At 52.6% G+C, this 12054-nt stretch carries 11 protein-coding genes; 2 read left to right on the top strand and 9 right to left on the bottom strand.

The window, feature by feature from the left end:
• Window positions 1-116: 116 nt before the first annotated feature.
• On the bottom strand, window positions 117-272 hold the full coding sequence (locus tag ABEA58_RS13890) for a hypothetical protein (protein WP_345552446.1): 156 nt from the start codon (window positions 270-272) through the stop codon (window positions 117-119).
• A 909-nt stretch (window positions 273-1181) separates the two neighbouring features.
• Between ABEA58_RS13890 and ABEA58_RS13885 the strand changes: the two genes are divergently transcribed.
• Together ABEA58_RS13885 and ABEA58_RS13880 are read left to right on the top strand one after the other, a co-directional pair.
• Window positions 1182-1388: a hypothetical protein gene (locus tag ABEA58_RS13885; RefSeq protein WP_345552444.1), complete on the top strand. Its 207-nt coding sequence runs from the start codon at window positions 1182-1184 to the stop codon at window positions 1386-1388.
• The gene (locus ABEA58_RS13880) at window positions 1385-2347 is read left to right on the top strand and encodes a DNA-methyltransferase (RefSeq protein ID WP_345552442.1); all 963 of its coding nucleotides are present in this window, start codon (window positions 1385-1387) and stop codon (window positions 2345-2347) included. Before ABEA58_RS13885 ends, ABEA58_RS13880 begins: the two co-directional genes overlap by 4 nt.
• A gap of 12 nt (window positions 2348-2359) precedes the next feature.
• Here the strand turns inward: ABEA58_RS13880 and ABEA58_RS13875 are convergent, their stop codons facing one another.
• The 8 genes from ABEA58_RS13875 to ABEA58_RS13840 all read right to left on the bottom strand — a co-directional run.
• Complete coding sequence (locus ABEA58_RS13875) at window positions 2360-3481, bottom strand: hypothetical protein (protein WP_345552440.1); 1122 nt, start codon at window positions 3479-3481, stop codon at window positions 2360-2362.
• Window positions 3482-4402: 921 nt separating this feature from the next.
• Entirely contained in the window at window positions 4403-4828 is a 426-nt protein-coding gene (locus ABEA58_RS13870) for a type IV pilin protein (RefSeq protein WP_345552439.1), read from the bottom strand.
• A gap of 92 nt (window positions 4829-4920) precedes the next feature.
• Window positions 4921-6936: a prepilin-type N-terminal cleavage/methylation domain-containing protein gene (locus tag ABEA58_RS13865; RefSeq protein ID WP_345552437.1), complete on the bottom strand. Its 2016-nt coding sequence runs from the start codon at window positions 6934-6936 to the stop codon at window positions 4921-4923.
• A gap of 32 nt (window positions 6937-6968) precedes the next feature.
• Entirely contained in the window at window positions 6969-8159 is a 1191-nt protein-coding gene (locus ABEA58_RS13860; protein ID WP_345552435.1) for a PilX N-terminal domain-containing pilus assembly protein, read from the bottom strand.
• Complete coding sequence (locus ABEA58_RS13855) at window positions 8159-8938, bottom strand: PilW family protein (protein ID WP_345552433.1); 780 nt, start codon at window positions 8936-8938, stop codon at window positions 8159-8161. Before ABEA58_RS13855 ends, ABEA58_RS13860 begins: the two co-directional genes overlap by 1 nt.
• 1 nt (window position 8939) lies before the next feature.
• Window positions 8940-9620 (bottom strand): GspH/FimT family pseudopilin, encoded by a 681-nt coding sequence (locus tag ABEA58_RS13850; protein WP_345552431.1) that lies wholly within the window; start codon window positions 9618-9620, stop codon window positions 8940-8942.
• 667 nt (window positions 9621-10287) lie between these two features.
• Window positions 10288-11217 carry a hypothetical protein gene (locus tag ABEA58_RS13845; protein WP_345552429.1) on the bottom strand — a complete coding sequence of 310 codons (930 nt, stop codon included), beginning with the start codon at window positions 11215-11217 and terminating at the stop codon, window positions 10288-10290.
• A gap of 423 nt (window positions 11218-11640) precedes the next feature.
• On the bottom strand, window positions 11641-12054 hold a 414-nt coding region (locus tag ABEA58_RS13840; RefSeq protein ID WP_345552427.1), incomplete at its 5' end, for a hypothetical protein.

Below are 12054 nucleotides of genomic sequence, written 5' to 3'. Positions count from 1 at the left end.
TGGAGTTTGCTGAAAAGCAAATTCCGGACGGAAAACAGAGGAATACACAGGGGGTTTCCACCCCAGAAGCCAATAAATAGAGGCTTCGGAGAGCTGCGTGGAAATTTATGAGTTGTTCAGAGCTTCCCTAGAGCTTCAATATTACCGGCTGCGCCATCAATTTGAGTAGATCTGGACTCTCCTTCAAAGAAAACGGTAACCATATTTCCACCAGAAATATAGCTTCCCTCATAAACTTTACCGTCAAGTTCTACTTCAATATCAAAATCCATATCTATTCCTATTTACACATAACGCCGCTAGCAGGGGCAGCCGGAGCGCAGCGTAGGCTGTCCAGCCCAGCCACCGGCTGGGCGAGCCTGCCTAGCTTGGTTATGGCTGACGCACTCAGGACCAACTACTGGCACTTTGCCAGCCACGGATTGGCTGGCCACCGCCCGATATTACGAGGGAAGAAAACCGTACTTTCCCCACCAAATCATTAACTTATTGGCACTCCACGATACTGGTGTGGAGTAGCCACCTCTACTGATCCAGAGAGAACGCTCTAAGAGCGAAACTACTGGAATGGACCTCACTAAGACTTATTGATAGTGGAGGCTAAATTAGTGGCCAGAGTTGTACACCGGCACAGACAATATTTTTTACTGCCCGGCAACATAACGCCGCTAGCAGGGGCAGCCAAAGCGCAGCGTAGGCTGTCCAGCCCAGCCACCGGCTGGGCGATCCTGCCTAGCTTGGTTATGGCTGACGCGCTCTGGGCCAACTACTGGCACTTTGCCAGCCACGGACTGGCTGGCCGCCGCCCGATATTACGAGGGAAGAATACCGCACCTCCCCCACCAGATTATTAACTTATTGGCACTCCACGATACTGCAGTGGAGTAGCCACCTCTACCGAACCCGAGAGGACGCTCTAGGAGGGAAACTACTCAAGCCAGGAATTGCCATGCTGCTCAATACTGGACGCTAAACCACAGCGAAAAATTACACGTAGGCACTGACAATAATTTTACCGACCGGCAACATAACGCCGCAAACAGCGGCGGATTTAAGTTGGGCGTAGCAGAGCGGAGACCAGCTTAAATCCGTCCGACTGCTTTGCCTTGTTAGCTCATTCATGCTATAAATGCCACAAATACCAGTATTTATGGTTTTACCAGAATAAAGTGCAGGCATCAATGGCAGATAAACAACGAGTTACCGTACAAATCTCATCCGATGTGATGAATCGTCTGAAAAACGCGGTCTACTGGACGCCCGGTATTACTATTTCATCAAGTATAGAATCAGCAATCGAAGAAAAGCTACGTCTTCTTGAAAAGGACAATAACGGTGAGTTTGAGCAACGCCCAGAAGAGTTGAAAGCAGGGAGGCCCGTTAAATGAACCTTAATCAAGCTGAGTTAGAATTAGCTCCCGTCAATCCGGAGCCAAACACTAAGATCGACGATACAACATTTACTTTCGACTACGGCTATGAACACTTTAGAAGCAGTCTACTTGTTCATGCAGACTGTATGGAGTGGCTAAGCCTATGTCCTAAAGATAGCATCCATGCGGTAGTAACTGACCCACCATATGGTGTTAAAGAGTACGACTTTGACCAGATAGAAAAGCGTAACGATGGAAATGGTGGGATTTGGCGGATTCCGCCTGCATTTGATGGAAGCAATAGGAGTCCCTTACCTAGATTTACTGCCCTTAATGATAAAGAACGACAGAGACTACACCGATTTTTTGTTGAATGGTCAAAACTTGTTACTAGAGCCTGTGTTCCGGGGGCTCATATTTTTGTGGCTAGCAATAGCTTCTTGTCGCAACTAATGTTCGATGCAATTATTGAAGGTGGTCTAGAATACCGAGGGAACGTTATTCGTTTGGTCTCAACATTTAGAGGCGGGGATAGACCTAAAAATTTCGAAACCGAATTTCCAGAAGTATGCAGTCTTCCTAGAGGAAATTTCGAGCCTTGGGGCATTTTCAGAAAGCCACTACCTAAGAAGATGACAGTAGCAGAATGTCTTCGGGAGCATAAAACAGGGGCCCTAAGGCGTATTTCGGAAGATAAGCCATTTCTGGATGTGATCCAAAGCGAACGAACACCTGCAGATGAAAAAGCAATAGCAAGCCACCCTAGCTTGAAGCCGCAATCATTTATGAGACAGATTGTTCGAGCTAGCCTTCCGCTTGGCGAAGGTATCGTTCTAGATCCATTTATGGGATCAGGCTCTACCGTTGCTGCTGCCGAAGCTGTGGGTTACTCTGCGATTGGTTTGGAGCGATACAAAGACTATTTCGACCTTTCACTAGGTGCTATATCAAAGCTTCATGCGCTAAAAAAATAACCGGGTTCCCGGTTATTTTTTTAGATACACCAAAGAATCATGAGAATTGTCGATTTCGTTGATAAATTTCAGAAGTCTTTCAACAGCACTCGGATTTTGTTCAATATGAGAAATGTAGTGGAGCGTACCTTGCAAAGCCGTATCTTGCTTTTTCCAGTCCCAATATGCGGCAAGAGATATAGCGATATCTTGTGTAATGATTTGTACGCCATGCTGTACAACAAGCTCAGCAGCCTCACTTGTTATTTCTCGCACGAACGCTATTCCAACAATATTATTCCCTTTGCAATTTCGGCAAAACTCACCTAGCTCTTTGTCAAAGTTTTTAACCGTTATTTCAAAATCTTTAACTTCAACTGATAACTCCAAGTCCATTCCAAAATAACAATCAATGTCTCCAAAACGCTTTTGCCTTGAGGACCCTGTCCTAACTTTATCAGCAACAATAGAAAGGTGAGGTCTATCAGAACTAAGAAATCCATACGCTAAAGCTTGAAATACTAAGCCGCCATTCTCACCTTTCACTCCTCGTTCGTAGTTTTTAAGGACTGATTCAAATATTCGAACCCGAGGCACTTCTCGAATATAGAAACTGTTCTTTGGCATAGTTAACAGACCAAAGTTAATCAATTCATAACATACCTTGAACTTTGCAGATTCAGAAAGCTGAAAACACAACAGCATTAGGTCTTGAAATTTTTTCCATTGCCCTGTGTTATAAACATAGGCGCTTGGGTAATCACTTCTATCCATTGCATGGAATAAATTGGCAACACTTTCTTCAATCTTTCGAATTCCGTACTCGTATTGCGAATACCTTAAAGTCAACGTATTGGCAGCTGTATCGCCTCGAGATTCTACAAGCCCATACCTTTCAAATATCTCATCGATGGTTAGATTAGGAGTAAATTCTTTCAATTCAATGTCATGATTTGATAGCTTCTGAGCGAGCATTGTGAAATCGAGAGCCTGCCCCAAAACATATTTCTTCCGTTTAAACTGAGAAAGTACCGTCTCTAAAATTTGTGCAATTAGCGCGTCCTCGTCTTTTAAGGCAGAAGCCTTAACGTCTCCAGAGAACGCATAGCTCATAAATTCATCAATAAGCTCTTTTTCTTTTTTTTCAAAATCCATACTGCTTCCATTGGTTGATAGTTTTCTAGCGAGCTAACGCCGCTAGCAGGGGCAGCCGGAGCGCAGCGTAGGCTGTCCAGCCCAGCCACCGGCTGGGCGAACCTGCCTAGCTTGGTTATAGGTGCCGCACTGGACACCCGCTACCGGCACGCTGCCAGCCACGGCTTGGCTGGCCACACCCCAATATTACGAGGGAAGAATACCGCACTTCTCCCCACCCATTTATTCACTTACTGGCACTCCACGGTACTGCTGCGGACTACCTTTCCTCACCGAAGCAGAACGAACACTCTAGGAACGCAACTGTTTGGATGTGCTGTACCAATTCTGCCAGATACCAGACGCTAAAACAGTTCGAAAAATTACCTGCAGGCACCAACGATAATTTTTACCGCCCGGCAACATAACATTTATATCGTAGTCGTCAGGACTGATATCCCAGCGACGCATATCTCAAAATAGATTTCCCGCCAGAATGCTCTGAAAGCCCCGGCTGGTCAAGGCTTCAGCAAATTACACGGCATTACGCCACCGGGGATATCGGTCGCTGCGACGACTATCCTGGAAAGATGGATGCCCCTGTAACCCCATGATTTCCTTACAGTATTCTTGCATTCAGAGCACTTCGGCTGGATCACAGTCGTGACGAATGGTTTCCCAGCGCGCTACTGGTCACTTTTTTGCCACTGCGCCAATAACGACCGGTTTTGTTTGGCTGGGAAAGCTGGCTCCTATAAGAGCCTCTATTAAGGTGTGCGTCTGGATTTAAAGGCCGAACAGCATTGGGAAACCCGGTGGATCATTTTTTCGTGAATGAAATCCCAATAACCAACAAGCTATGCATGAAATCGAAACCGGGGATTAGCTTCGCTGCACTCGCTTGCCTCGGGCAGGGGAATGGCCCCGGCAAGAGAGGCCGTGCTAGTCCCAGCAGCCGGCTGGCGACTTGGTGCCAGCGGGGTGGGTATAGCTCAGCGGGTCGCAGGTGGTGTCGCCAGCCTGGGCGCCGGTCGGATCGGCGGTGATGGTGTAGCCATTGCCCGCCGCGGCGGTGATGGCAATGGTGTAGTAGCCTGCCTCGCTGGTGGTGCTGAAGGCCAGGGTGCTGTTGGCCGCATCCGTTCCGCAGCTGTTGGCATTGCCAAGGGCGCCGGCGTAGAAGCGGCAGTTGGCCCGGAATTTTTCCTGCTCCAGCTGCAGGCGCAACAGCGCGGAGATGCCATCTGCCCGTCGGCTCTTGGTCACCGATTGCTGGTATGAAGGTATCGCAATGGATGCCAGTATCGTCACGATCACAATGGTGATCAGCAACTCAATGAGTGTAAAGCCACGACTGTTCTTACTCATTTTCCTACCCTCTGGCCTTGGGTAACCATTTCACAACCCGCTCATCATTGCCGCCGCCAAAACGCGACGGCAATGTAACAGGCAGCCTCCGATCAGGGGCACTGCTTTAAGCTGTTGCGGATATTAATGTTCAACTGGTTCTTGCTGGTGATGCCTGTGGCAGTTGCCACGCCGCTGCTATCCAGCACCAGCGAGCCACTGGAACCGGTTCCGGTGGCCGGGCAGATGACACCGTCGGCGGCGGTGAAGGTGACGGTGCCGTCCCAGTCCGGATTGTAGGCATCGGAGATACAGATGTAGGACAGGCCATCTACGTTCAGGCGGCAGGAGCCGGCACTGATCTGCACCTTCGACAGGACTTTCCTGAAGTTGATGGTGTCCACCTGGCCGAAGATCACGGCGAATCTCCCCGGGCTACAGTCAAAGTTCTTGCCAGCGGTATCAGCGCCGATCCCTTCGTATCCCTGCGGGTTGGGCGTACAGGAGAGCTTGTCCTCATTATCGGTGGCAGTCACAAAAATATTGCCGGTCCAGCCGGAACCCCAGTCGTAACCGTCACACTGGTAGCTGGCGGTGTAAGTGTCACCCTGATCGCTGAAGCCACCCAGGCGGCAGTTGCCCGGGCCGTCGGAGGTATCTACCACTACCGAGTCGAGGATACTGCTGTCGAATCCACTGAAAATGTTCAAGGCGACTTCAACCACCCCACTGATAATATGGCGCTCTACCGGGGGATCGGTGGGATCGTAGGGGCAGGTGCTGTAGTGGCCGTGGATGTCGGTATTGTAGGTATCCAGGTTGCCATCATTCAGGCACACGAAGTCGTCCGGGTTACCCCTGAACAGGTCGCCGTCAACGCCGCCGATGTTGGCATCGGCGCGGATCATGATGCCCTCGGTAATACAGTGGCTGCCTTCAGTCTTGGCGGTGGACATCGAGGAGATAACAAAGTCGTGGGTGTGGTCACCGGAATCCGGGTCGGGCAACACCACGCCGTCAGCGATGCCATAAGACGAATAAATGATGTCCCCTTCGCCATCGGTGATGGGCTCGTCAAAGCTGTCCTTCTGGTACAGCATGCCGCGATAGGCGCGGCGGGCGGCAATCACCGGCTCTTCCCAGCCATTGGTGGAAGCCGGGTCGCCCTGGCAAATCTTGTCCCCCTGTCCCAGTCCGCCGGGCAACAGCAAGCCGATATTACCGTGCCAGCCGCCGCCCAGATAACAGGTGTAGTTGAACACCGCATAGTCGCCCTTGTCGGTGAGCAGGTCCGGGTTACCCGACAGGTTGGAGTTTGCGTCGATCGCAACAGAGTTGCCCTGGGAATCGATGTAGTAGCGGGAACAGAACGCGGCGTCAGATGCGTGCACATAGACATCTTCCGGTGGCAGGTTCCTCTGGGTACTGAGGTCTACATACACCTTGCCATGGATCTCGACAAAGTCCGTACAGCTGCCAGTGGCCGAGTTACAGGCATCCCGCAGGGTAAGGACAATCTTGTCCCCTAACACCAGGTTGCGGTCGCCATTGATGAGATACATGGCGGTGCCGTCACCATTCGAGGTGGTGGACGCCCCTTCGGGCACCCTGCCTTTCCCCAGTTCGGCGCGGCCGGTGGGAGCGCGGATCTTGAACTCGTCCTTTACGGCTGCCAGCGCCCCGGGGGCGCCCGGGGGCACAAAGCTGATTTCCGTGTTCAGGGAGACACTCTGCGTTTCGCCGGCCTGGTCCTGCCACTGCACTTCCACTTCGACCCTGCGGATATCATCGCCGGCCGCCGCGCTGATATTTTCACTGCGGCTGAAGCTGGCATTGACGCCATTGATAGTGGCCTGATTCAGGCCTGCGGCGGCGGGATAAAGGGCATTGAACTCGGCCAGCGTGTCGGCCTCGTGCATATAGTTGCGCATGTCTTCCAGGCGCCCCTGGGCAATCGCCAGTGCCTCGGACCTGGCCTTACTGGCAGCGCTCTCGCCAAAGAACTCCCCCTGCATCTTGCTCAGCGCCAGCACGCCAAACGCCAGCACAAACATGGCAATCAGGACCTCGATCAGACCAATACCCCGCTGCTGCCGGGGAGCCTTTCCTACCTGCCGTGAATGAGCCATTGCACTTTCCATTTTCATGTCCGCAGTGTGAATTAAAAATCTTTCCAGGTTCCGGCCATGCCCACCCGCACGCCGGCATTCTGCAGGTCTGCCAGCACCTGGGAATTGAACCAGACATCCAGGCTGCCGCCGCCGGAGCTGCTCAGGTCGCCGGCAATCAGTAACGAGCCCACCACGGTGGTATTGCCAGACAGCATGACATCGCCAGTCACATACACCACGCCATTGAAGTTGGGTGTGCCGCTAAACGAGGCGTCACCGTTGACGATGAGGATCGATGGCTTCAGGTTGGCAGGCGGGCAGAACTTGTTGCCGGATACCGCCACCTCACAGCCGGTGGTGGTGTTATTGGTGAAAGCCACATCGCCCTCCACCCAGATCACCTCGTGGGTTGCTTCCTGCACATCGGCATTGGCGTCTGCGCCAGTGGTCTCGATAGTGACCAGCCCGGAGTTGCGGTAGGCCTGCGGCGTCATGCCGAAGAAGTTCTCGAACATCTCGTCGGCAGTGAGGTTGCCGAGGCTGGCATCGTTCTCGATCACATCGAGGCCCACCGTTACCTTGTTGGAGGTGGCCACGGTATTGCAGGTCATGGGGGTATCCATGCACAACGGGTAACCGGGATCACCCATATCGGGGACATAGGTGGCGGTACTGTTGTTGGAGCCCAGCTCGATGTTACCGCCACTCCAGAGGGTGCTGTAGCCCTCCTGGTTGTGCACCGTGGCCGAGCCCGTGATCACCACTTGCCCGCGAGAGATCATGGGGTTGGCCGGGTCGTTCGGCAGCGGGTCGGCAAGGGCCAGCTTCTGGCTGATCACCGCCGTGGACGAGCGATCGTCACTGTAGCCGGTGGCGGTCACCGTGATTATCCGCCCATCCTGAACCGTGGTGACCAGCACACTGCCGGGGCCCACAGGCGCCGTGGAGGAGTCACCCAGGTCATCGCCGTTGGTATCAAACACCGGGTCTACCACCCCGTCTTCATCGCGGTCTGGACCATCCCCCAGGTAGGCGATGGCTTCGGCGATCCCCGCCTCGGCGGCCTCGAACGCCTGCTTGGCCCGGCTCTCGTTGTTGGACAGCAGCAGTTCCTGGCGCACGAAATTAAAGGTGGACAGGGTAACGATGGCTGTCAGAGCCAGAATCAGTACCGCGAATATCAGGGTGGAACCCCCCCGCTGCTGGCCAATAGAGGGCAGGCTACCGCTATGCTTGTCCATTACCGCTCCCTCAACAGGTCGTTGCGTACCCGTACCGACTGGGCCACCTGGACCCGCACATCCGGGTCATCGGTCAGCTGTGCGGCAATGTTGACGACGACTTCCCGGGTTTCCACGGTGATATCGCCACTGCCAGCCGCCGGCAGGGGCAGCTGGTAGCAATCCTCTTCCTCCTGATTGTCGACCGTGCCATCGCCGTCACTGTCGACGCCATCGGGCTCACGCATATTCAGGCATTGGGAGGGAGAGCTATCAAACGTCAGGTCGGTCACCGTAAACAGATTGCCATCGGTGACATCCTGCCAGTTATCCTCGGCATCGTTGCAGTGGTCATGGCGGGCATTGGCGACCACATCGCCGTTACGGCGCATCTGCACCACGCCATTATTGAGGCGGAAACCGAACAGGTTGTCGTTATCGAGTATCCCGTCATCGTCGGCATCGTAGGCAAACAAAATGCACTGGCCACTGGTGGCTGCGGCCACCGGATCGGCGATAGAGGGGCGCACGGCCAGGGCGGTGACGTCCGGCTCGCTGAAGGGATTCTGGGTGGGATTGACGGCCGCATCGGCCCAATAACCCGCACGCCGGATATCCAGCACCATGATACTCATCAGCGTCATCAGCTCCTGGTTCAGGCGGCTGGAGGCGATGGCCGAGCCGCTCTTGACGGCGGTAGTGACATAAACGGTGGAGCCTGCGCCGATAACGACCAACCCCACCGTCAGCGATATCATCAGCTCCACCAGGGTCAGGCCGCGCTGCTTACGAAGTCTCATATCAGCAATCCGTATCGTCTGCGGGAGCGGCATCCCGGTAGCCACTCACACTGCCGTCCGGCGAACAGACACGCACCTGGCCCAGAATGCTGACCTTGACCAGCAGCTTGCGGCCGCCCTCGGACACAAGCAGGATGTTGCCGGTACTGTCACCGCCGGCACTGTCCATAGCGGTGCCGCGCACCGGCTCGAACACGATCTTGGGTATGCCGCTGGCATGGGTGAAATTCGCCAGCGACATGCGAACGCCATCATGGGCCGCGCTGGTAAAGCGCTTCAGTACCTTGTCGCCGGCATCGGTGGCACCGTTCGCGCCATGCACGGTGCCATCGCCGTCATCAATCACCAGGGTGCAGGCCTGGGCCTCGGCGGGATCGGTGAGCGCGGGGTCGCAGCTGCTGTTGCCGGTATTGAGATCGCTGAGGCCGTAGGCCCAGGTACTGCTACCGTTAGCGGAAAAGTGCACACCGATCGGCTGCTTGCGACTGATGGCCTCGGAGCGGGCCTGCTGGATATGGGAGTAAACCTGCTCACCGGCCCCCTTTACGGCCAGGGTGTCGAAAAAATTGCGGAAGCTTGGAACTCCCGTGGACAGCAGGATGGATGCGATGGCTATAGTGACGAGCAGTTCCAGCAGAGTGAAACCGGCCAGGCGGGAGTGATGGGGTGGTTTGTAACGCACGGAATTGGTTTCCTTACAATCAGCGTTAGCAGATATTTCGTAAGGATTGCGGTGAATCCATGCCGGCAATCGAGTACTTTTTATCCCGGTCCCGCGATACATCCTGGGCCCTTGTGCGGCCGCCGGCGGAACCGGATGGGCAGTATGGTCTGCGCTTGCTGGCGATCACTCCCTCGAAGCCATCCACGTACTGCCTGGCGTATAATTCCACAACAATTTGCAACAAGAGTACAGGGGAAACTCTGAGAATCAGCGCGTTATTAGAACCAGGTCACACTTTTTAATTCCACTGCCTCGATGTCCTCAGAGCACCTTGTGAAACCCGCAACACAGCACCGGTCAAACAGTGGCCGGCAAGCCGCAACCGACCGCACACCAAGGAGCGGGTCGCGCCTGCGCCCCGGCAAGCGTGGATACTGAAAATGAGCAGAGAAGTGGAGCACAGAGTGCAGCGGCTAAAGCCCCTTCCCCTACAAGATCGAGAGCGGAAATGCGGAAGGCTAGGGAATAAATAATAAACAGGTGAAAGTAGTGGCGGACAATACTGGAAGCTTGGCTTGTTCGGTTGCGGTTGCTGATGGTTAAAGCGGGGCTAAAGGAAATTAAGCGTCATAATTTTACTCTGACCCCATTTACCCTCTGACCCCATTTACCGTTGCAATATATATTAGCCACTTTCATTTCTTGAGAGACGAACAGCCTCTGCAAATGTTAACGGCGGCTCTCCTAGTGGACGAGGAGTTAATTTAGGAAGATCTAGGCATGAATTGCGAGAATCAAATTTATCGAAAATATTGAATTCCTGAAGGCAATCGATAGGGAAAATGTAATTTTTTAATGGCTTTTCCAGCAGCCACTCATTAGGGATCCAAGGCGTATCTACAGCGATATCAAAGCCGTGAATTCTAGCCAGCTTAATTAACATAAAACTATGCGCAGCAACAAGCCTCTTCTCATACCCCCACTGCGGCTCACGATTACGCATTTGCATATACCTTGGCGATGTAAGCGTCAAAAAAACATTGCGCATAGCTTCTTCGTCCTGGGAGGCTAATGCCAAGTAAAATTCATTCTCAACAGTATATGATTTAAATTTTCTATGGGGCTCACCAAGAAACTTCTCCGCTCGCGGAACCAAGAGATCCCAACTTCCAGCCAAAGCCAAACGAAATTGCAAACTACGGAAATCATAACTATTAACATTGAGGTAGGATGGATTTTTACGATTATCACCAACAAGCGGTACAAAGTACTGCTTTTCCCAATGAATCAACTCCCTAGAGTCAGATAATAAAGGATAAAACAAATAACTGTCTGCACAGTCTCCAACACGAAGAGGGTTATACCGGGAATAGATTACCCTCAACCTGCCTGCTATATATGCATATTTTTTTGCTTGCTGGAGATCACCATCATGAAACCAGGAATACAACGTCTTGGCCGAATATAATGAGTGTAAAAACAGTAACGGGGAATCCTCTTTGCCTTTTCCCTCTTTTCTGAGCCGCGTATAACTTTCTAGACACATATCAATCTTTTCTGGCCTAAGACTCGTCTCTATATGCTTTAAACCATCAATTAAATTAGGAGTCTTCAAAATTCCAACCTCTCATAACGTATTTTTGACAAAATTTTGCATGAAAATTCGCAACCCATCCAGGATCAACCATGATGAATTTAAATTCACCAGTAACCTGATCAATACCTGCGACTGCACATTTAATTGTATCGTTTGAAATTGCGGCCTCCAGAATTGCCTTTGCCTCAACTTGCTCTACTGGTAATTGCTCCTTGACATAAGTTATCCATTGGCTGAAAGCTGCATTCCACTATTTGCATAACTTTACTCTGACCCCATTCATTGTTGATTCAGGCCAAATACGCAATATATATTAGCCATTTTAGAATAATTGGGGTCAGAGTAACATTTTGACGCTTGGCACATTTTCTAACCCCGAATATATCAGCCTAAAACTAATCTTCCGGCAACAAAAAAGCCCGGCTATTGTCGGGCTTTGAATCAATGCACATCGGTAAAGCACGAGCGCTTCTGACACAAGGGGTTAGCTTCGCTGCGCTCGCTGGTCTCCGGCTCGAAGGGGGTCCTCATCCTAGTCCCCCTCGACACACGTCGATTAAACAAAAAAGCCCGGCAATAGCCGGGCTTCTCACAGAGTATCGACAGGGCCAACGCAAGGCTGCCAAAGGGATTAGCTTCGCTACGCTCGCTGGTCTCCGGCAGCTGCGCTGCCTCCGGCTCGAAGAGGGTTCTCATCCCAGTCCCCCTCGACACGGCTCGATTAAACAAAAAAGCCCGGCAATAGCCGGGCTTCTCACAGAGTATCGACAGGGCCAACGCAAGGCCGCCAATGGGATTAGCTTCGCTGCGCTCGCTGGTCTCCGGCAGCTGCGCTGCCTCCGGCTCGAAGGGGGT

It is taken from the genome of Microbulbifer aestuariivivens (assembly GCF_039545115.1).
Lineage (GTDB): Bacteria > Pseudomonadota > Gammaproteobacteria > Pseudomonadales > Cellvibrionaceae > Microbulbifer > Microbulbifer aestuariivivens.
This window is presented reverse-complemented; position numbering and strand designations above follow the sequence as displayed.